Raw genomic sequence first — 20,875 nt, forward strand, 5'->3', positions numbered from 1 at the left:
TCAATCGTCCGGGCTTACGCTCGGCGTCAATCAAAAGGAAGATAATGATCAAACGTGTTCTGGGATCTGTCGTTGTGCTGGCCTGTGGATTAGGGCTTGCCGGCTGCGGCGGTCAAAGCGACGACGCCGATCAGGCAAGCGGCGACACGACAGGCCCGGCGCCGATCAATCTCATTTTCGGCACCGGCGGCACCTCGGGCACATATTACCCGCTGGGTGGCGCGCTCAAACCCGTTTTCGAAGAAAGCCCGTTGATTGATAACGTCCAGGTCGTGGCCACCGGCGCCTCGGTACAGAACATCAACAACATCATGGACGGCACCAATCAGATCGCGGTCGTCATGAGTGATGTGGCCTATGACGCGGTCCATGGCAATAATCAGTTTGCCGGCCGCCCGGCACGTATCGACGCGCTGGCGGGCATGTTCCCCAATGTGGTGCAGATCGTGGCCATGGACGGCTCGAATATCGATTCCGTGGCCGATATGGCCGGCAAGCGGGTCGGCGTGGGCAAGGTCGGCTCGGGCGTGGAGGCCAGCGCGAAGAAACTGCTCGGCGCAGCCGGGCTGTCCTACGACGACCTGGCGCAGGTCTCGCATACCGGCTATGCCGATTCGGTAACCGCCATGGGTAACGGCAATCTGGATGTTGCCTTCTTCACCTCGGCCGTGCCGAATTCAGCCATCACGGGGTTGTTCCAGAACAACGATGCGCATTTCGTGAACGTGGCCGATGCCACCGAAGACAAGCTGCTGGCCGATTATCCCTACTACGAGCACTACGATATTCCGGCCCACGCGCCTGAGCGCTATGATCTGGATACGGCCGTGCATACCGTGGCCATCCGCAACCTGTTGATCGTGCCGGCCTCGATGAACGAAGACGTGGCCCACGATCTGGCCAAGCGGTTTGCCGGTTATATCGAAAGTGACGCGGTATCGATCGGCGCGCTGAAAACAGTCAGTCCGGACCAGCTTGACCAGAATCTCGTGTTGCCGGTTCATCCGGGCGCGCGTCGGTTCTACGACGAGGGCAAATCGGATCAGAGCGCTGGCCAAACGGGTGGCCAGGCCAATGGCCAGAACGACGACCAGAACGGCGAGGACACGAGCCAGGCGCAGTAACGCTTGTCGCGTCGTGTTGGTCGTTATGCGCTACTCGCGGCGGCGATCACCGCGGGTGGGGCACTGGTCTGGCTGAGCCAGGCTGTCGATTGTCTGGTCGTGCGCCAGATCGATACGCCCGGCTCGCCGGTGCGACGCGTGGCCGTGCTGGCGCCCGGGGACGCGTTTCATGTTGCCTGGCGTCATTCGGTTGAACGAGAGGCCTGGATCGAGACCTTCAAGAACATCGACCACGGGCTGTGGCTGACACAGACCCGCTTCAAGACCTTCGGCGCGGGCGTGCCGGCCCATGCCGGGCGCCGGACACGGCTGGTCGATGGCTGGGTGGTGATGTCGGGCATCGACCGGGCCGTGCCGGATCTGACCTACCAGGCGGCCGCGGCCGAGAATTATCGGATACGTATCGGCCACGGGCCGTGGCAGGCGTTATCGGCGTCGGATGCCGCGCCGATCTTGTCGTTTGCGATCAATACGCGCCGCCGGGGTGCGGTCATCTGGAATGGACTGTTCGACCATGACTGACTCGTTACATAAAGCCCCCGACGCACCGGCCGAAGGCGTCGATGAAACGCTCAAACAGTACGACCCCGAATCACGCAAGCGCGAAGGGCTCGGCCGTATCTGGCTGATCGGCATCGCGGGCGTGTCGGTCGTCCTGGCGTTGTTTCATCTGTATACGGCCTATGCCGGGCCGTTCGTGGATATCGTCCAGCGCTCGATCCATTTGTATACCTTGCTGGGCCTGGCGTTCGTGCTGTTTCCGTTCTCGCGTCATGCCCCCGGTGATCGGGTGCATCTCGTGGACGCGGCGTTGGCGCTGGTCTCGATCGCGATCGGCTGTTACATGATGATCGCGGCTGACCGGATCATCATCTCGGCCGGGCGTATCAACGATATCGATATGGTCGTGGGCCTGGTGGCACTGGCGCTCGTCGTGGACGGCGCACGTCGCGTGACCGGCTGGGGGCTGCCGCTGTTGTGCATGGCCGCGCTCGTCTACGGCTTCTACGCCAAGCTCTCGCTGTATACGAATCTGTCCGAGTCAATCGTGCTGGCCACCACGAAGCAGATCGTGTCGCATCTGGTGTTCATCACCGAAGGGCTGTTGGGTACGGCCATTGCCGTTTCGGCCAGCTATATCATTCTGTTCATTCTGTTCGGCGCGTTCTTGGTCAAATCCGGGCTGGGGGCGTTGTTCAACGATCTCGCGCTGGCCGTGGCCGGGCCCTCACGCGGCGGGCCGGCCAAGGTGGCCGTGGTGGCCAGCGGGTTTCTGGGCTCGATCAACGGCTCGGCCATTGCCAACGTGGTCACCACCGGTGCCTTCACCATTCCGCTGATGAAGCGCACCGGTTATACCGCTAATTTCGCCGGCGCGGTCGAGGCCGCGGCCAGCGTGGGCGGCCAGATTCTGCCGCCGATCATGGGTGCGGCGGCTTTCATCATGGCCGAGGTGCTGGGCGTGCCCTATGCCCAGATCATGCTCGCGGGCATCGTGCCGGCACTGTTGTTCTATCTGGGTATTCTCTTTCAGGTCCACCTGCGGGCCGTGGCACTCGGCCTGTCGGGTATCCCCCGGTCCGAGCTCACGCCGATTCGGGAGGTCATGCTGCGGCGTGGGCATCTGTTGTTGCCCATGGTCATCCTGCTGTGGATGATCTTCGACGGGCGGGCGCCGTTTTTTGCCGCGGTCTGGTCGATCGCGGCCACGGTGCTGATCTGTGGCACGCCGCGGCTGGTCGCCGGGCTGGCGCTGGTGCTCGCGCTGATGATCGTCGAGCCCCAGTGGCAGGCCTGGCTGGCCGGCCAGGCCTTGCCGGCCATCAGCGCCAATCGGTTGATGCTGTTCGGCGTCATCGCCGGGCCGATCATCATCAATCTGCTGCGCCGCGGCCTGCCCGTGCCCGAAGCCGAGACCATGGACACGCTCGATTGTCGCGATGCCATGGTTGAGGGCGTGCGCAACGCCATCCCCGTGGCCATCGCCTGTGGCGCGGTAGGCATTGTGGTGGGCGTGGCCACGCTGACCGGTATCGCCCTCGATGCTGCGGCCTGGGTGGTCTCGATGGGCCAGGCTATTCCATCACCCACCGTTCAACTGCTGGTCACGCTGGTGCTGACCATGCTGGCCTCGATCGTGCTGGGCATGGGCCTGCCGAGCATTCCCTGCTACATCATCACCTCGACCATGGCAGCGCCCATTCTGTTGCAGCTGCCGGCCTTCCGTGCGCTGACCGGCGATAACGACACGGCCGTTTTCGTCGCTCATATGTTCGTCTTCTATTTCGGCATATTCGCCAATCTCACCCCGCCGGTGGCCCTGGCCGCCTATGCCGGGGCGGGCGTGGCCGGCGGCTCGCCGAATGCCACCGGCGTGGCCGCCATGCGCCTGGCGATCGCTGGCTTCGTGGTGCCGTATATGTTCGTCTTTGCTCCGGCCATGCTGATGATCGAGGCCAGCACGCTCGAGATCCTGCACGTCGCGGCCACGGGTGTGCTGGGCGTGGGGCTGTTGGCGATCGCTTTCGAGGGATATCTGTATGCCCGCCTGGCCACCCCTTGGCGGCTGGTCGCACTGGTCGGCGCGCTGGCCTTGATCTTTCCGGGCTGGCTGAGCGACGGCGTGGGTATCGCAGCGCTCGTGGTGATCCTGCTCGTTGCCCGCGCCGGGCGTGAGACAACAGCCACCGACGCACGCTCGATAAGCGGCATTACCTCGAACAGTGCCGCGCGGCGCCCGCGTTGAACGTACGCCGTAGCGCGTCGTGACAGGGCTGGGGCCCGCGCCATGCGTGCAGCTCTTGTCACAACGACGCCCAGGCGCCTATGTTCGAGCCACATCACGCCAATGGATACGCCATGAGCACCATCGAAAATCGTCAGTTTCGTCTGGCCCGTCGCCCGAACGGCCTGCCCGAGCGCGAGGACTTCGCGCTGACCACCGAAACCCTGCCCGAGGCCGGCGACGGTGAGGTTCGCGTGGCCATCGACTACATCTCGCTGGATCCGGCCATGCGCGGCTGGATGAACGCCGGCAAGTCGTATATCAAGCCGGTGGGTATCGATGAAGTCATGCGCGCGGGGGCGGCCGGCACGGTCATCGACTCCAAGCACCCGGATTTTTCCGCCGGCGACAAGGTAGCCGCCAACATGGGCGTACAGACCCACGCGGTCTTTCCCGGCAAGCAGCTGCGCAAGGTCGATACCAATCTGGCCGAGCTGCCGGTCTATCTCGGCGCGCTCGGCATGCCGGGCATGACCGCGTATTTCGGGACTCTGGAAGTCGGCGCGCTGGCCGACGGCGAGACCGTTCTGGTCTCGGCCGCCTCGGGGGCCGTGGGCGCGCTGGTCGGCCAGATCGCCAAGAAGAAAGGCTGTCACGTCGTGGGCATCGCCGGCGGCAAGACCAAGTGCGACTACATCGTCGACGAGCTGGGCTTCGACGCCGCCATCGATTATAAAAACGAAGACGTCGCCGACGCCGTCAAACGCCATTGCCCGGACGGCCTGGACGTCTATTTCGACAACGTCGGCGGCGAGATCCTCGACGCCGCCCTGGCCAACCTGCGCCTGGGTGCGCGCGTGGTCATCTGCGGCGCCATCTCGCAGTACAACAAGACCGGGGGCAAGATGGATGATGCCGCCTACGCGCCGAAGAACTATATGTCGCTGCTGGTCAATCGGGCGCGTATGGAAGGCTTCATCGTCTTCGACTTCACCGATCGCTACCCGCAGGCCGCCAAGGACATGGCCGAGTGGATCAGCGCCGGGGATCTCAAGCATCGCGAAGACATTGTCGAAGGCTTCGACACCTTCCCCGAAACGCTAAACAAGCTGTTCTCGGGCGACAACTTCGGCAAGCTGGTGCTTAAGGTCTAAGTCTTGCGTGACACGCCCCGGTATCAGACGTGGGGCGTGATACCGCTGTCGCCGAGTTCGATGACGTCAGTGATTTGCCGGCCATCCCAGATATAGCCGAGATGGCCGCATTGTACGGCCGGCGACAGCGGCGTGGTTCGGAATGCGGCGACACACTCGCCGCCCGGATCTCGCACGCTGGGATATACGATGCCAAGGGCATCGCGTTGGCGCTTTCCTGCTGCAAAACGCTGTGCGGCGCTGTAGTCGTCGCCAGCGAGCCGCGGGTCGTTGGATTCGATATCGCGCAGATCCACGAGCGCGCCGGCCACGGCAACACGGTACTCCCGCATCTCTAGTGTCATGGGCGGCTGTTGGCTGGCCGCCAGAAACCGCTCGCGGTGATAGACCGTTTCACGCACGGCCGTGCGGCGATCACGACCGGCATAAAACACGCCGTACGAACCGTCCGAAAACCGCGAGCCCGCGGGGTTAAGATGCGTAAATGCCGCCATGATCGGGGTCGCGCCCGGCCCGGCCATGCGCTCGGCCGCGGGCACGCGCGTGATGTGCCCGACCTCATCGCGCAGGCGATCGTTGGTCAGCGATTCCAATTCATAGACCGCCTGTAGATCCGCCGGGTCGGCCACCCGGTCAAACAGCGTGCGCGGCGGAAAACGAGACGGCACGATGCGCCGCGCGCTCGGCCAGTCGACGCCTGTCGTTTGCGGCACGTTATGCCCAGCCGCCACGCTCGGCGTCCAGATGCCGACGCACGAGGGCGATATCTTCGGTTAGGCCGGCCAACATCCGCTCTAGCGGACTCTGGCCACCGAACAGCGGGCTGGTGTTTGCCCGATGAATCCAGCTATCGGCTGCATCGACTCGTGGCAACAGAATCTGCAAGGCCTTGTATATCCCCAGCAGAAGCGACAAACGTTCGATCTGGCCGATATCCAGCGTGGCCTCGGGTTTGGTCTTCCAGCGTCGGTACGTGCTGGTCGGCGCACCGAGCAGGCATGCGGCCTGGCGATCCGTCAGGCCCCAGTCCGATGCGATATTGAACCAGGTGCGCAAGCCCCCGCCGCTGATACGCCGGCGTGTGTCGGCGTCGTGAACGGTTGCGGTCATGGGTTGCCCAGATCATGAGTTCTGGCCAAATGATATATTTTTCTTGAAAAACGCTCAATCGATCATTGTATGCGGTTGGGTTACGTCGGGTAATGATCGTGGGCCGGCAGATCGTGGTCGAGCGTGGCCCACGGCGGGCGCTCGGCCACAAATTGTCGATGCGCAACAGCCACGGGGGGCGGGGTATCCAGCGAGCCGGCCGGCACCACGAGCGAGCGGCCGTCGCGGCTGGTGAACGGCAGGCCGGCGCCGCATTGGGTACAAAACGCATGCGAGAAATCACGGCCGTCGGCATCTCGATAGACCTGTACAAGATCGGCCCCGCGGCGCCATTCGATAGTGGCAGCGGCCAGGCGCAGGTTGGTGGCCGCCACCGCGCCCGTCGTTTTTCGACACTGGCCACATTCGCAGTAGTAAAACGCCTGTAGTTCGGCGGCCAGGCGATAGGCGACGGCCCCGCAGAGACAGCTTCCGGTCAGATGATTGGGCATGCGCGTGCGCTACTTGGTTGTTAGTTCGATCCTGCCCGAGGACGGCCCCGCCGGCCAATACCGTTGACGAGCAAGAGCCCGGCGAGCAGGGCGATGCCGCCGACGGCGAAATTGATCGAGATCGGATCGCCCATCAACACCACGCCAAAGATCACCCCGAATATCGGCGAGAGAAACGCGAATACGCCGATCCGTGAGGCCAGATACCGCCGGAGCAGCCAAAACCACAGCAGCAGGGCGGCAAAAGAGACGATCAGCGACTGGAACGACAGGCTGGCCACGGCCAGCGGGGTCAGCTGCATAGCGGTGAAGCCGCCCATAAGCGCGGTTGCCGGTAACAACACCACCGCGGCCACGGCCAACTGATAGGCCACCGTGCGTAGCGAGGGCGCCTCGGACAAGGCGGTGGTGCGAAGCGCCAGCGTCGTGGCTGCCCACGACAGACCGGCCAGTACGCCAAGGCCGTCGCCGATCAGAATATCGGCCGATACCGAACCGCGCGGGGCAAGCGCCACCACGAGCCCGGTGAAGGCCACGCCTACGCCGAGCCACTGGCGCGGCCCGAGCTGCTCCCCGGCCACGAACAGATGCAGACCGATCGCGGCGAATACCGGCGCGGTGTATAAAAACACCGACATATGCGCGGCATAGGTGTAGTTCAGCCCGTAGGCCACAAGCGCGAACTCCAGTGTGTAGCCGATGCCCACGACAAGCCCCGGGCCGAACTGGACCGGTACCCAGAGCGCGACCCGGCGCAGCCGGGCGGCTGCCACGATCAGGGCGAGGGCGATCACCGAGCGCAGCGCGATTTGGGCCAGCGGGCTGACCTCATCGGCCACGGCCTTGATCGCGACCTGTTGCAGGCCTAATGCGATACAGAAGATCAGCATCAACCCGGCCGCTTGCATATCCAGCGGGCGGCGCACGGCCTGGGTCGTGTGTGTCGAAGGCGTCTGGGTGCTCATGAGCGCTCTGATACGAGACAGGCCGGGCAGTGAAGCAGTGCCCCCGGACCCGCGCAAACGATTAAACTGACGGCCGTGTTGAGAAAAAATCACCCTCATGGCAGCTAAAACGCCGATCGCTGCGCTGGCGGTATTCGTCGCGGCCGCCCGTGCCGAGAGTTTTCGCACGGCGGCCGGCGAGCTTGCGGTCACGCCGGGCGCCGTGAGCCGTCGTATTCGCCAGCTGGAAACACGTCTGGGTACGCCCCTGTTCGAGCGCCTTTCGCAGGGGGTGGCCTTGAACGCACACGGCCAGGCCCTGCTGGATGCGATCGCCCCGGGCATCGATGCCATCGATACCGCCTGGGCCCAGGCGATTGAACGCCCGGCCGGCGGCCAGACGCTGTCGATCAGCGTGCCGCCGTCGTTTGCCAGGCACTGGCTGGGCCCCCGAATGGCCGCCTTTGACGCCGTATCGTCAGCGGTGGACATCGAGGCCAGCCAGGCGTTTATCGCGCCCAGCTGGCAGGGGGATCGGATCGATCTGGCCGTGCGCTATGGCCGTAGCCCGTGGCCGGGTGTCGCGCATCGGCGCTTGATGACGGATCGGCTGTTGCCGGTCGTCGCAGCCGATCACGTCCTGGCACGCGATCGTGTTGATCCATCGACGCTGGATTGGACGGCCTATCCCTTGCTCGAGGTTCGCTGGCCGGCACGACAGCCGGCGCTCATGCGCGGCGATCTGCCCGGATGGGCGGATTGGTTGGCCGCCCATGCAGGCCCAGGGCACAACGCACGAATCACGGCCCGGCACAGCCACTACGACGAGGCGCTGGACGCCGCCAACGTTTGTAACGGCGTCGTGCTGGCCAGCCACGTGCTCGTGGCCGATCGCCTGGCAAGCGGGGCGCTGGTGGCGCCCTTTGGCAGCGCCCGCTATATCGATACCCCGTTCGAATTTGCGCTGATCACGCCGGATCAGGGTCAGCCGCCGCCGCTGGCCGCCCGCTTCATGGCGTGGTTGTTCGACCAGGCCGCTGCCCAGAATTGCGCCGAGGCTTGAGTGCAAGCGCATGCGATCGTCTCGACGCGCGGTGTAGCATAGGGGCCGCCCAACGCCCGGCCGGCCCGCAAGCAAAGGAACGCCATGGACGCGCATCTCACCGTCGTCGATCATCCCTTGATCAAGCACAAACTGACGCTGATGCGTCGCAGCACCGCCTCGACCCAGAAGTTTCGCTCGTTGCTGCGCGAGGTTGCCCATCTGTTGACCTACGAGATCACGCGCGATCTGGAGCTGACCACCGAAGAGATCGAAACCCCGCTGGAAACCATGGACGCCCCGGTTCTGGCGGGCAAGAAGCTGTGTTTCGTCTCGATTCTGCGCGCGGGTAACGGCCTGCTCGAAGGCATGATTCAGCTCATGCCCTCGGCGCGGGTGGGCCATATCGGCATGTACCGGGACCCAGACACGCTGGAAGCCGTGGAGTATTACTGCAAGATGCCGGATGACCTGGGCGGGCGGCTTGTGATCGTGGTTGATCCCATGCTGGCCACCGGGAATTCGGCCATCGCCTCGATCGAGCACCTGAAGAAGATCGGGGCGACCAATATCCGCTTTCTCTGCCTGTTGGCCTCACCGGAAGGCGTGGCGGCGATGAAACAGGCCCACCCCGACGTGCCGGTATGGACCGCGGCACTCGACGAGCGTCTGGACGATCACGGCTATATCCGCCCCGGCCTGGGGGATGCCGGTGACCGCATGTACGGCACCAAATAGCCGGCGCGACGAGCGCCTGTAATGAGCCAGCCGACCGCGCGCGTCGCGCGCGCCGAGAACTATGCGTTTCGCCTGCGCGATGGCCTGCTGGGCGCACAGATGCTGTGTGTGGCGTTTGGCTCGTTGGTGCTGGTGCCGCTGCTGACCGGGCTCGATGCCAACGTGGCCCTGTTCACCGCCGGAGCCGGCACGCTGGTGTTTCAGATCATCACGCGGGGCCGGGTGCCGGTGTTTCTGGCCTCCTCCTTCGCCTTCATCGCGCCCATCATCTACGGCGTGGCGCATTGGGGCATACCGGCCACGCTGGGCGGGCTGATGGCCGCGGGCATGGCCTACATGGCGCTCGGCGGGCTCATCGCCTGGCGCGGCGTGGGTTTCGTCACGCGGCTATTGCCGCCGGTGGTCACCGGCCCGGTGATCATGGTCATCGGGCTGGTATTGGCACCGGTGGCCATCAACCTGGCCACCGGGCACGACAGCAGCGGCGACACCCAGCTCGTCGCGCGCGGCACGGCCTGTGTCGTGGCTCTCATCTCGCTTGTCACCACGCTGGCGGTGTCGCTACTGGCCCGCGGCTTCATGCGCCTGTTGCCGATCATCTGCGGCGTGGCGACAGGTACTATCGCAAGCCTTGGTTTCGGCATCGTGGATCTGGGCGCGATCGGCACTGCACCCTGGCTCGCCATGCCGGCGTTCGTGGCTCCGGCTTTCAACTGGCAGGCGGTGCTGTTCATGCTGCCCGTGGCCATCGCCCCGGCAATCGAGCATTTCGGCGATATCATCGCTATCCGCTCGGTCACCGGGCGTGATTATCTGGTCGATCCCGGGGTGCATCGCACGCTGTTTGGCGACGGCCTGGCCACCGGGCTGGCCGCGGCCCTCGGCGGGCCGCCCAACACCACCTATTCCGAGGTCACGGGCGCGGTCACACTGACCGGTGCGACCAATCCCGCGCTCATGACGTGGGCGGCACTGTTCGCGATCCTGTTCTCGTTTTCCGGCAAGCTCGGGGCGGTGTTGGCCTCGATCCCCACGCCGGTGATGGGCGGCATCATCGTGCTCTTGTTCGGTGCCATCGTGGTGGTGGGCATGAACACGCTGGTCGAATCCGGTGAGGATCTGACCGAATCCCGCAATCTGGCGATCGTGGGGCTGATTCTCATCTGTGGCATCGGCGGCCTGCATCTGGAGGCCGGGCGTTTCGAGTTGCAGGGTATTGCCCTGGCCGGCGTGCTGGGCGTGGTGCTCAACCTGGTATTGCCACGGGCGCGCTCGCGGGCCTGATCGCTTGGCTATGCCGCCGGCTGGGGTCGAGCGGCGCGCCGGGCCGGCCAGGGCAGAGTGATGACCATCAGACTGGTGATGATCAGCGCGATACCCAGCCAGCCCAGCGCCGATAGCGTCTCGCCCACGACGATGATCGCCAGCAAGGCGGCCACGACCGGCTCGATCAGTGTGATCGTCGTGGCAAGACTGGCCCGCACGCGTGCCAGCCCCAGGCCGAAACAGACATAGCCGATAAACATCGGCACCAGCGCCATATAAGCGCCGACTGCAAAGTTGGGCCACGAGGCCAGAAACGGCGCGCCGGTCACCAGCAACACCGGCAGCAACAACAAGCCGCCGAGCCCGAACGTGGCCCCCATCGCCGCGGCGGACGATACGCCGGCCTGCATGACGTGACGCGCTGACCAGGAATACAACGCATACGTCAGCCCGGCGACCAGGCCCACGGCGACGCCGGCCAGAACCCGTGATGTCTCGTGTGCGACAAGCGCCTCAGGTGCGGGCAGGCACAACAGGCCCATGCCGGCCAGGCCGAGCAGCGCGCCCATCGTCCAGCGCCGGGTCAAGGCCAGGCCTTCGAGGCGCCACTCGATTACCGCCGAGAACAAGGGGGCAGCGCCGATCGTGATGACCGTGCCGATCGCCACGCCGGCCAGATCCATGGCCGAGTAGAAGGCCAGCGGATAGATTGCGACAGCCACGCCGCCCAGAACGACATACCGTCGCTGGGCCACGAGTCGTGCGCGCTGACGACACAAACTGCTCGTCGCCACCGCGGCCTGTAACAGCCCGCCAATACCCATGGCAGCCGCCCCGATCGCCAGGGGGCCCACGCCGGGGGCAAACGTCGCCGCCGTTCCGGTCGTGCCCCAGAGCACGGCAGCAACGAGAACGCCCAGAGCGCCCAGGGAGGCGCTGTTGTCGGCCGCCGTCACGGCCGCGCCAGCAGGTCGGCGACCATCGCGAGCGTTATTTCACGACGCTGGCGATCGCGTTACAGACGTATTCCATGTTGGCATCGTTGAGCCCCGCCACGTTGGCCCGGCCCGAGCCCACCATGTAGATGCTGTGCTCGTCGCGCAGGGTTTCGACCTGATCCTTCGACAGCCCGGTGTAAGAGAACATGCCGCGCTGCTGGGCCACGTGGGCAAAGCGCTCGGCCAGGCCATGCGGCTCCAGCCCTTGCACGAACTTCTGGCGCAGCTCGTTGATGCGCCCGCGCATCTCGGCCAGCTCGTCGTGCCACATGGCATAGAGCTCGGCGTCGTTGAAGATAGTGGCCACAATGGCGCTGCCGTGGGCCGGCGGGTTGGAGTAGTTTTCCCGCGCGGTGATCGCCAGCTGCGAGCGAACGTCTTCCATGGCCTCGGTATCGGCGGCCACGGCGATGAAGCAGCCGGTACGCTCGCGATAGATGCCGAAGTTCTTCGAGCAGGACTGCGTGATCAGCACTTCGCCCAGATTCTCGGCCAGCAGACGGGCGCCGTAGGCGTCTTCATCGATACCGTTGCCAAAGCCCTGATAGGCGAAATCCACCAGCGGCAGCAGCTCGCGCTCGGTCACGATCTCGAGTACGGCCTGCCACTGTTCGGCCGACAGGTCGAAGCCCGTGGGGTTATGACAGCAGGCATGCAGCACGACGATATCGCCCTTGGGAATCGTCTTGAGTGCGGCGGCCATGCCCTCGAAGTCGAGCTGGTTGTGCTCGTCCACGTAAGGGTAGCGCTGGATATCCAGCCCGGCGGCCGAGAACACGCCCAGATGATTCGGCCAGGTGGGGTCACTCAGCCAAATGGATTTGCCCGGCAGCTGGCTGGCGATGAAGTCCGCGGCCAGGCGCAGGGCGCCGGTGCCGCCGGGCGATTGTGTGGCACTGGCGCGGTTGTCTGCCAGTACCGGGCTGTCGGCGCCGAAGACCATCTTGAGCACGTGCTCGCCGTAGGCCGGGTCGCCGTGCGAGCCGATATAGGCCTTGGTGGCTTCGTCGGCAATCAGCTTCTTCTCGGCAGCCTTGACCGCGCGCATGATCGGCGTAATGCCGTCCTCATCGCGATAGACACCCACGCCCAGATCCACTTTCTTGGGGTTGGGGTCGTCCTTGAACTGCTGGATCAGGCCGAGAATCGCGTCGCCGGGCACGCGCTCAATCGCATCGAACATACATCGCCTTTTCGCGTAATGGGCAGGCGCCGCCGCGCCGCCGGAATCGAGATACGCCAAGTTTAACGTCTCGTCGCGCTCTTTGCCGTCGCCGGGTCGGAATCTGACCCACCTGCCGTGCCAAGCTCGCGTGATGACCATCGAGACGCCCGTTAAAAACCGGCCCCATCGCGACGAGGCTCATCTGGCCGGCCTGAACCCGGCCCAGCGCGAGGCCGCGGCGTTTGGCCTGGCCGCACCCCACGGCTGGGATGCCGATCCATTGTTGATCCTGGCCGGTGCCGGTAGCGGCAAGACTCAGACACTCTCGCATCGCGCCGCACATCTGGTGCTGGCCGGCGTGGATCCGCGCCGTATCCTGCTCTTGACCTTCTCGCGCCGCGCGGCCGAGGAAATGACGCGGCGGGCGCATACCATCTGCGACGCCGCACTGGCCGAGCGCGGGCGGCGTAGGCAAAGCGTGAAGCTGCCCTGGGCGGGTACCTTTCATGCCATCGGCGCCCGGCTTCTGCGTGAATATGCGCCGCGGCTGGGTCTGGAGCCGGCGTTCTCGATTCTCGATCGCAGCGATGCGGCCGATCTCATGGACGTGGCTCGCCACGATGCCGGGCTGACACGCCGCGATGATCCGAATGCCAAACGCTTCCCGCGCAAAGACACGTGTCTGGCGATCTATTCGGCGACCGTGAACCGTCAGGCGCGACTTGTCGACGTGCTGGACGGTTATTTCCCGTGGTGTCGAGAGCACCACGACGATCTCAAGCGCTTGTTCGCCGACTACACCGCGCGCAAGCAGGACCGCGCCACGCTCGACTACGACGATCTGCTCCTCTACTGGCAGCTCGTCATGCGCGAGCCGGCACTGGCGGCCGAGATCGGCGCACGCTTTGATCATGTATTGATCGACGAGTATCAGGACACCAACGGCTTGCAGGCCGCGATCATCTCGGGGCTGAAGCCCGACGGCCGCGGCGTCACGGCGGTCGGCGACGACGCCCAGGCCATCTATGGCTTCCGCGCGGCCGAGGTCGACCATATCCTGAATTTCCCCAAGACGTTTTGCGGCACGCACGTCGTCACGCTCGAACAGAACTATCGCTCGAGCCAGGCGATTCTCAACGCCGCCAACGCCCTCATCGGCGAGGCCAGCCGTGCCTATGCCAAGCAGCTGTTCACCGAGCGTGGGCCCGGCACGCGCCCGCGTCATGTCACCGTCATGGACAGCGCGGCCGAGGCGCGCTACGTGGTCGATGCCGTTCTGGCCCGGCGCGAAACCGGGGTGGATTTGAAGCGCCAGGGCGTGCTGTTTCGTAACGGCCACCACGCCAACGAGCTGGAGATCGAGCTCATCGCGCGCAACGTGCCGTTCAAGAAATACGGCGGGCTGAAGTTCCTGGAAGCCGCGCACGTGAAGGATTTTCTTGGGCTTCTGCGCTGGGCCGATAATCCACGCCACGAGATCGCGGCCTGGCGCACGATGCAGCTCGTGCCCGGCGTGGGCCCCGGCACTGCGCGCCAGGCGGTCGATGCGCTGACGGCTGGTAACGACGAGATCGCCGTGTTGGCGGATTTTCGTCCCGCGCGCGCCGATCAAACCGCCTGGCGGGCCATGATCGACACCGTGGCGGCCATGGTTGGCGATACCGCCGACTGGCCCGGCGTGCTCGTACCCGCCGCGGCCTGGTACAAGACCATCCTGCGCGAGCGCTACGAGGCGCCCACGACGGCCCGCGAGGCCGATATTGATGATCTGGTGCGTATCGCCGAACGCTACGCCGACGTGCCGGCCTTTCTCACCGAGCTGACGCTCGACCCGCCCCAGGCCACGGGAGATCACAACGACGATGCCCTGCTCGACGAGGACTATCTGATTCTGTCGACCGTACACAGCGCCAAGGGCCAGGAATGGGACAGCGTGCATGTCCTGCACGTGGCCGACGGCACGTTTCCCAGCGAGTTTTCGACGAAAACCGAGGCCGGTCTGGAAGAAGAACGCCGCCTCCTGTACGTCGCCTTGACGCGGGCGAAAAACGAGCTCCAGGTCATCTCGCCGCTGCGCTACTACGTGCCCGAACAGCCCAAATACGGTGATCGTCATGTCTACGGCGCGGCCAGCCGTTTCTTCACGCCGCGGGTCTTGGCCTGCTTCGAGCAGGTCACCGACAAGAGCGCGCTACCCGCGACAAGCGGTATCGATGCCGCCGGCAAGCCAAGCGCCGATCGGCCAAGCCTGGACTTGGCCTCTGCCGCGCGCTCGCTCTGGGATTGATTGCCCGGGCTACGCGCTCGACACTACGCGCCTGCAAACCGACACGCCGCCCCATGATCGATCATCCCGTCCGCCTGGCCGTCTTTGATATCGACGGCACGCTCATCAACCACGCCCACCCGCTCGGCGAGCGCCAGATCAACGCGCTGCGCGGCCTGCACGAGGCCGGCATCACCGTGGCACTGGCCAGCTCGCGCCAACGCGCATCATTGCTCGACCTGGCCGCCATCTTCGACCTGCCGCTGTATCTCGTCTCCTACAACGGCCCGCTGGTCAATGCCCCCGACGGCACCCGAATCGCGGCCACGGAGATCGATATCCCGGCCGATCTCGGTGCTGTGCTTGCCGCCTATGTTGCCGCCGGCGGCTGTGTCCATGTCTATGCGACCGATGGCTGGCAGGCCTACGGCCCGGACTGGCGGATCGATAACGAGGCCACCGGCGGCGGCGTAACGCCGACCCTGCGCCGCGCCGAACTCGACCCCGCCGAACTGCCGCCCCGCGCGCTCAAGATCATGTGCGACGGCAACATCGATGCGCTCACCGACGTCCGCACGGCCGTGGCCAACCACCCCGATCTCGTCATGTCCTGGTCCGGCACCGAATGCCACGATATCCACGCCGTCGATGCCACCAAGGGCCACGGCTTGCACCGCCTGGCAACCCACCTGAACATCGACCCGGCCCACAGCATCGCCTTCGGCGACGCGGACTCGGATATCACCATGCTGCAAGCGGCCGGCACCGGCTTTGCGATGGGCGAAGCCAACGAGCGGGTCATCGCAGCCGCCGATCGGCGGCTACGGGCGCCGGGGTCGGGTGATCTTGAAAAGTTGCTCGCGACTGTTTCCGGTGTGAACGGCAGAAGTTGAGGACTGGCTCACCGATTTGCTACAGATCGGTCTTTGGCCGTTTCTATATTCATGTGACACAGCTCGTCCAGCGTTAAACTTCAATGCCGCCGTGCGGCGTATTCGAAATCCACTTCGTCCGGCGCGGCGCCGCTGCGTTGGCCGGTTTCGAGGCGATCGATCGTTTCGAGTTCGGTTTCAGTCAGGGCGAAGTCGAAAACGTCGATGTTGTCGGCGATTCGTTCGGGCCGGATTGATTTTGGGACAACGGCGATGCCGCGTTGCAGGTGCCAGCGCAGCATGATGTGGGCCGGTGTCTTGTCGTGGGCGGCAGCGATGGTGGCCAGGGTGGCGTCGGTGAGTGGGTCACGGGCCGGGTCGGGGGTGTCCGGGCGATAACGCGCGGCGCCGCCTATGGGGGACCAGGCCTGGGTGACGATGCCGCGTTTGGCGTGTTCGCGGCGCAGGGCCAGCTGGTTGAAATACGGATGTCGTTCGACCTGGTTGATGGCGGGTACCACGGTGCAGTGCTCGGCCAGACGGTCGAGATGTTCGGGGGCGAAGTTGCATACGCCGATGGCGCGCACGCGGCCTTCGGCGAGCAGGCGTTCGGCGGCCTGCCAGGCGGCCAGCGTCTGCTCGAAGGCAACAGGCAGCGGCCAGTGCAGGCAATAGAGGTCGATCACGTCCAGGCCGAGCCGGGCCTGGCTGGCGTCGAAGGCGGCCAGGGCCTCGTCGTAGCCGTACTCGGTGATCCAGAGCTTGGTGGTGACGAAGACATCGTCGCGGGCCACGTTGGCCGCTCGCATGCCCTCGGCCACTTCGGCCTCGTTGTGATAGACCGAGGCGGTATCGATCAGGCGGTAACCGGCGCCAAGTGCCGCGGCGACAGCCTGTGCGGTATCGGCCGGTGAACTCCGGTACACGCCCAGGCCAAAGGCCGGCAGGGCGATGCCGTTGTTGAGGGTGAGCGTGGTGTCGGGCGTCAGCATGGGCGCTCTCCAGGCAGGGTCGGCATGTGGCGGGGCGGCAGTCAGCGATACGCTACAGGCCGATATCCTCGTGCCATAGCTCCGGCGCGTTGCGCATGAAGGCCGTCATGAGATCGCGACAATCGGCATCGTCCAGCACGGTGACCGTCACGCCGCGGCTGGCCAGATGGGCTTCTTCGCCCATGAACGACGCGTTTTCGCCGATCACGACCTGCGGGATGCCGTAAAGCAGGATCGCGCCGGTGCACATGGCACAGGGTGAGAGGGTGGTATAGAGGGTGATGTCCTTGTACCAGGCGCCCGGCTTGCGGCCGGTGGCTTCCAGGGCATCCATCTCGCCGTGGCGGATCGCGCTGTTTTGTTGTACGCGACGGTTATGGCCGGCGCCGACGATGGCATCGTCCTTGACCAGCACACAGCCGATTGGCACGCCGCCTTCGGCGTAGCCGATACGGGCTTGTTCGAGGGCGGCTTGCATGAATCGTGCGTGGGACATGGATAGCTGGGCGAATCGGCGCGTGTCGCCTCATGATAAACCGGCATGCTGCGTGCGGGGTTGCCCGGATGACATCGCCGGCCAGTCGCGCTACAACAACAGGTGCAGGGCAAGATGAGGCGGCCATGACAGACAAGGATCCCTTGAAGCGCTATCGCGACAAGCGACGCGCCGACGTGACCCCGGAGCCGGCCGGCCAGCGCGGGGCGTGGGCACGCGGGGTGCGGCCGGTTTTCGTTATCCAGAAGCACGATGCCTCGTCCTTGCACTATGATTTTCGCCTGGAAATCGACGGGGTGCTGAAGTCCTGGGCGGTGCCAAAAGGCCCCTCGACCGACCCGCGCGACAAGCAGCTGGCGATCGAGACCGAGGATCATCCGCTGGACTATGCCGATTTCGAGGGCGTGATCCCGGCGAACGAATACGGCGGCGGCACGGTCATGGTCTGGGATATCGGGGTCTTCGATAACGCCAAGCGCGATGAGGCCGGGGGGCGCGAAAAATCGCTGGCTCAGTGCTGGGCCGACGGGCATTTGATGGTCACGTTGCACGGCGACAAACTCACCGGCGGTTATGCGCTGACCCATTTTCGTACCGAGGGCGATACACGCCAGTGGCTGCTCGTGAAGATGGACGACGCCGCCGCTGATGCCCGGCGCAACCCCGTATCCACCGAAGACACATCGGTGCTCACCGATCGCAGCACGGCTGAGATCAGGGATCATGCGGGCCGCGACTCATGACCAAGGCCCGTATCAAGTATGTATTGAGCGCCGACAGCTGGGCCAAGGCCAGGAAAGCGCCCATGCCTTATACCTTCGAGCCGATGCTGGCCACGCTGCATCGCGAGCCGTTTTCCGACGACGCCTGGCTCTATGAGCGCAAGTTCGACGGCATCCGTCTGTTGGTCTTTCGCGACGGCGACCATGTGGAGCTTTATACCCGTAACGGGAAGGCGCGTAACGGGCATTTTCCGGAGCTGGTCGCGCTGATGGCGGCCCAGCCGGGCGAGCGTTTCGTGCTCGACGGCGAGGTGGTGGCCTTCGAGGGCGATACCACCTGTTTTTCACGCCTCCAGCAGCGCGCGGGCATCAGTGATCCGGCCGAGGCACGCGCCAGCGGGATCAAGATCTATTTCTATGTCTTCGATAGCCCCTGGATGGAGGACTACGACATCCGCCGCGTGCCGCTGCGCGAGCGCAAGCAGGTGATTCGCGAGGTGCTCGATTACTCGGGTGATCTACGCTTCACCCCACATCGCAACGGCGACGGCGCAGCGTTTCTGGCCGAGGCGCGCGAGAAAGGTTGGGAAGGCATCATCGCCAAGAAAGCCGAAAGCGCTTATCGCAACGGGCGCTCGAAGCGCTGGCTCAAGCTCAAGGTCGAGGCCGGCCAGGAACTGGTGATCGGTGGCTATACCGATCCCGAAGGCAGCCGCACCGGGATAGGGGCGCTGCTGGTCGGCTATTACGAGGGCGATGCACTGCGCTATGCCGGGCGCGTGGGCACCGGTTTTACAGACGCCGAGCTGGCGCGTCTGAAAGAAACGCTCTCGACGATCGAGCAGGCCGAGCCTGCGTTTGCCGACCCGCCTGACGCTACGGATATCCATTGGGTCACCCCTGAGCGGGTCGCCGACATTCGGTTCACCGAATGGACGCCCGACGGGCGCCTGCGTCATCCGGCCTATCTGGGCGAGCGCGACGACAAGGATGCCCGTGAGGTCGTGCGAGAGGACCGCGCATGACCATCACGATCGACAAGGCCGACAAGATCTTTTTCCCCGAAGCCGGTTTCACCAAGGGTGATCTGGCCAACTATTACCGGCGTATCGCCCCGATCATGCAGCGCTACGTGGCCGAGCGGCCCGTGACGTTGCACCGTTTCCCGGACGGCATAGCAGGCACGCCGCAATTCATACAGAAAACCGTGGCCGATCATTATCCGGACTGGATCGCGCACGTACGGGTGGCTACCGAGGACGATACGATCATCCAGCCCGTGATCGACTCCGCCGATACGCTCGTCTATTTCGCCGATCAGGGCGCGATCGTGTTCCACGTGCCGCTCGCGCGTGCCGGCGCACTCGACAAACCCGACCGGCTGATCTTCGATCTCGACCCGCCGGACGACGGCACCGATTTCGCGCCTGTCGTTGCAGCCGCCCGCGCGGTGCGCAAAGCCCTTGCCGACGTCGGCCTCGTGTCGTATGTCATGACCACGGGCTCGTCGGGGCTACACGTGGCGGTGCCCTTGGATGCCAGTGCCGGCTTCGATCGGGTACGCGGTTTTGCGCAAGACATGGCCGAGGCGATCGCGGCCGATCATCCGGATGATTTCACCACCGCACACGCCAAGGACAAGCGCCGTGGCCGGCTGTACTTGGACGTGGCCCGAAATGCCGTGAATCAGACCGGTGTGGCGCCGTATTCGGTACGCGCCAAACCCGGCGCGCCGATCGCGACCCCCTTGGCCTGGGACGAGTTGGGCGATACCGACCTTGGCCCACGCCGTTGGCATATCGGCAATATCTTTCGCCGGCTGGGCCAGCGCGATTGCCCCTGGGCGGCTATTGACAACCACCGACAGCGCATCGACAAGGCCATCGCGCAGAGCGTTTAATACCGCTCGGATCAATTGGCAACGACAAGCGCATGCAAGACACGCCGAGTGAAGCCACAGGCTGGCACATCCACGACGAACAAGGCTTTGCCGGGCTAGTCGGCCCGATCTGGGAGCGCTGGGCGACAGACGATCAACTGGTGTTGGCGCTGGAGCTGGGCGTGCGCCATGTCAATCAGGCCGGCGTGGCCCAGGGCGGGCTGCTGGTGACGCTCGCCGATCGCGTGATGGGCCATGCGCTGCGCCACGCCGTGGGCGGTGAGCCCGTGACCACGGTTCAACTCGATACGCATTTCATGTCGGCCGGGCAGGTCGGCGATATCGTCGAGGGCCGGGCGCGCATGACGCGCATCACCCGAAGCCTGGCCTTCATCGACGGCACGATCACCTGCGGCGATCGCACGCTGGTGAGCGCGCGTGGGGTCTGGAAGCGGCTGGCGGACCCGGACGGCGCGGCCGCGGCCGCGTTTCGGCAACGCTTTATTAGGCAGTAGTCCGTCGCTTATTCGTAGTGTGACCACAACCGCAGGATTTTCACCGTCTTGGGGCCTGTTGCCGTTTCATACGAGTCCGCGCCAAGCGCTGTTTTACGGCAAGACGAGGCGGAGCCCGCGCCGCGCAGTCATTCTGCGCAAGTGGGCTAGAACGCTGGATTGCCGCAAACCAGCGCTTGTCCCGAAGGGTTGGGCCCAAAATCCGGCCATGCGACGTTGCTCCCCTTGATCGTGGCGCGCCACGACCCGCGGCTCGCGCCTTGCCTGGCCAGATTTTGGGCACCAACGCGGCGCTCGTATGAAACGGCAACAGGCCCTAGGGCGTGTCGTCATGAGATATGCCGTCGCATTGCCCGCGCCGGGCGTGTCAGGCAAG

Annotated in this window: 21 protein-coding genes; 13 read left to right on the plus strand and 8 right to left on the minus strand. The window is 65.0% G+C overall.

The features are described from left to right. The first annotated feature begins 44 nt into the window (after window positions 1-44). From SAJA_RS09810 to SAJA_RS09825, 4 genes are all read left to right on the plus strand, one after another. Entirely contained in the window at window positions 45-1,124 is a 1,080-nt protein-coding gene (locus SAJA_RS09810; RefSeq protein ID WP_123658496.1) for a TAXI family TRAP transporter solute-binding subunit, read from the plus strand. 3 nt (window positions 1,125-1,127) lie between these two features. Further along, window positions 1,128-1,646 carry a DUF1850 domain-containing protein gene (locus tag SAJA_RS09815; protein WP_221180204.1) on the plus strand — a complete coding sequence of 173 codons (519 nt, stop codon included), beginning with the start codon at window positions 1,128-1,130 and terminating at the stop codon, window positions 1,644-1,646. Continuing rightward, window positions 1,639-3,870 (plus strand): TRAP transporter permease, encoded by a 2,232-nt coding sequence (locus tag SAJA_RS09820; RefSeq protein ID WP_123658497.1) that lies wholly within the window; start codon window positions 1,639-1,641, stop codon window positions 3,868-3,870. The genes SAJA_RS09815 and SAJA_RS09820 overlap by 8 nt, the downstream gene beginning before the upstream one ends. A gap of 113 nt (window positions 3,871-3,983) precedes the next feature. Beyond that, on the plus strand, window positions 3,984-5,003 hold the full coding sequence (locus tag SAJA_RS09825; RefSeq protein WP_123658498.1) for an NADP-dependent oxidoreductase: 1,020 nt from the start codon (window positions 3,984-3,986) through the stop codon (window positions 5,001-5,003). Between the two features lie 23 nt (window positions 5,004-5,026). Here the strand turns inward: SAJA_RS09825 and SAJA_RS09830 are convergent, their stop codons facing one another. The 4 genes from SAJA_RS09830 to SAJA_RS09845 all read right to left on the minus strand — a co-directional run bounded on the left by SAJA_RS09830 (window position 5,027) and on the right by SAJA_RS09845 (window position 7,569). Further along, entirely contained in the window at window positions 5,027-5,716 is a 690-nt protein-coding gene (locus SAJA_RS09830) for an RES family NAD+ phosphorylase (RefSeq protein ID WP_123658499.1), read from the minus strand. A gap of 1 nt (window position 5,717) precedes the next feature. Further along, entirely contained in the window at window positions 5,718-6,113 is a 396-nt protein-coding gene (locus SAJA_RS09835) for an MbcA/ParS/Xre antitoxin family protein (protein WP_123658500.1), read from the minus strand. Between the two features lie 80 nt (window positions 6,114-6,193). Then, a complete protein-coding gene (locus tag SAJA_RS09840) occupies window positions 6,194-6,604 on the minus strand; it encodes a GFA family protein (RefSeq protein ID WP_123658501.1) in 411 nt (136 codons plus the stop codon). A gap of 20 nt (window positions 6,605-6,624) precedes the next feature. Further along, entirely contained in the window at window positions 6,625-7,569 is a 945-nt protein-coding gene (locus tag SAJA_RS09845; RefSeq protein WP_221180206.1) for a DMT family transporter, read from the minus strand. 97 nt (window positions 7,570-7,666) lie between these two features. On the opposite strand from SAJA_RS09845, the gene SAJA_RS09850 reads away from it, so the two are divergent. From SAJA_RS09850 to SAJA_RS09860, 3 genes are all read left to right on the plus strand, one after another. Then, complete coding sequence (locus SAJA_RS09850; protein ID WP_123658502.1) at window positions 7,667-8,611, plus strand: LysR substrate-binding domain-containing protein; 945 nt, start codon at window positions 7,667-7,669, stop codon at window positions 8,609-8,611. A gap of 84 nt (window positions 8,612-8,695) precedes the next feature. Continuing rightward, entirely contained in the window at window positions 8,696-9,328 is a 633-nt protein-coding gene (upp, locus tag SAJA_RS09855; RefSeq protein WP_123658503.1) for a uracil phosphoribosyltransferase, read from the plus strand. Between the two features lie 21 nt (window positions 9,329-9,349). Beyond that, entirely contained in the window at window positions 9,350-10,612 is a 1,263-nt protein-coding gene (locus tag SAJA_RS09860) for a uracil-xanthine permease family protein (protein WP_123658504.1), read from the plus strand. A gap of 8 nt (window positions 10,613-10,620) precedes the next feature. Here SAJA_RS09860 and SAJA_RS09865 read toward each other — a convergent pair whose 3' ends face one another. Together SAJA_RS09865 and SAJA_RS09870 are read right to left on the minus strand one after the other, a co-directional pair. Continuing rightward, on the minus strand, window positions 10,621-11,550 hold the full coding sequence (locus SAJA_RS09865; RefSeq protein ID WP_123658505.1) for a DMT family transporter: 930 nt from the start codon (window positions 11,548-11,550) through the stop codon (window positions 10,621-10,623). Between the two features lie 34 nt (window positions 11,551-11,584). Next, window positions 11,585-12,775: an amino acid aminotransferase gene (locus tag SAJA_RS09870; RefSeq protein WP_123658506.1), complete on the minus strand. Its 1,191-nt coding sequence runs from the start codon at window positions 12,773-12,775 to the stop codon at window positions 11,585-11,587. A 133-nt stretch (window positions 12,776-12,908) separates the two neighbouring features. On the opposite strand from SAJA_RS09870, the gene SAJA_RS09875 reads away from it, so the two are divergent. Both SAJA_RS09875 and SAJA_RS09880 read left to right on the plus strand, forming a co-directional pair. Next, complete coding sequence (locus tag SAJA_RS09875) at window positions 12,909-15,044, plus strand: ATP-dependent helicase (protein WP_123658507.1); 2,136 nt, start codon at window positions 12,909-12,911, stop codon at window positions 15,042-15,044. A 53-nt stretch (window positions 15,045-15,097) separates the two neighbouring features. After that, entirely contained in the window at window positions 15,098-15,916 is an 819-nt protein-coding gene (locus SAJA_RS09880) for an HAD-IIB family hydrolase (RefSeq protein ID WP_123658508.1), read from the plus strand. An 80-nt stretch (window positions 15,917-15,996) separates the two neighbouring features. On the opposite strand, the gene SAJA_RS09885 is transcribed toward SAJA_RS09880, so the two are convergent. Together SAJA_RS09885 and SAJA_RS09890 are read right to left on the minus strand one after the other, a co-directional pair. Continuing rightward, window positions 15,997-16,887 carry an aldo/keto reductase gene (locus SAJA_RS09885; protein WP_123658509.1) on the minus strand — a complete coding sequence of 297 codons (891 nt, stop codon included), beginning with the start codon at window positions 16,885-16,887 and terminating at the stop codon, window positions 15,997-15,999. Window positions 16,888-16,939: 52 nt separating this feature from the next. Next, a complete protein-coding gene (locus SAJA_RS09890) occupies window positions 16,940-17,383 on the minus strand; it encodes a nucleoside deaminase (protein ID WP_123658510.1) in 444 nt (147 codons plus the stop codon). Between the two features lie 125 nt (window positions 17,384-17,508). On the opposite strand from SAJA_RS09890, the gene SAJA_RS09895 reads away from it, so the two are divergent. From SAJA_RS09895 to SAJA_RS09910, 4 genes are read left to right on the plus strand one after another with little or no spacing between them, the layout of a single operon-like run. After that, window positions 17,509-18,126 carry a DNA polymerase ligase N-terminal domain-containing protein gene (locus tag SAJA_RS09895; RefSeq protein WP_123658511.1) on the plus strand — a complete coding sequence of 206 codons (618 nt, stop codon included), beginning with the start codon at window positions 17,509-17,511 and terminating at the stop codon, window positions 18,124-18,126. Further along, window positions 18,123-19,130: a non-homologous end-joining DNA ligase gene (ligD, locus tag SAJA_RS09900; RefSeq protein ID WP_123658512.1), complete on the plus strand. Its 1,008-nt coding sequence runs from the start codon at window positions 18,123-18,125 to the stop codon at window positions 19,128-19,130. Before SAJA_RS09895 ends, ligD (SAJA_RS09900) begins: the two co-directional genes overlap by 4 nt. Then, window positions 19,127-20,005: a non-homologous end-joining DNA ligase gene (gene ligD / locus SAJA_RS09905; RefSeq protein WP_123658513.1), complete on the plus strand. Its 879-nt coding sequence runs from the start codon at window positions 19,127-19,129 to the stop codon at window positions 20,003-20,005. Before ligD (SAJA_RS09900) ends, ligD (SAJA_RS09905) begins: the two co-directional genes overlap by 4 nt. 32 nt (window positions 20,006-20,037) lie before the next feature. Next, window positions 20,038-20,499: a PaaI family thioesterase gene (locus SAJA_RS09910; RefSeq protein WP_123658514.1), complete on the plus strand. Its 462-nt coding sequence runs from the start codon at window positions 20,038-20,040 to the stop codon at window positions 20,497-20,499. Window positions 20,500-20,875: the final 376 nt, after the last annotated feature.

It is taken from the genome of Salinisphaera japonica YTM-1 (genome assembly GCF_003788585.1).
GTDB classification, from domain to species: Bacteria; Pseudomonadota; Gammaproteobacteria; order Nevskiales; family Salinisphaeraceae; genus Salinisphaera; species Salinisphaera japonica.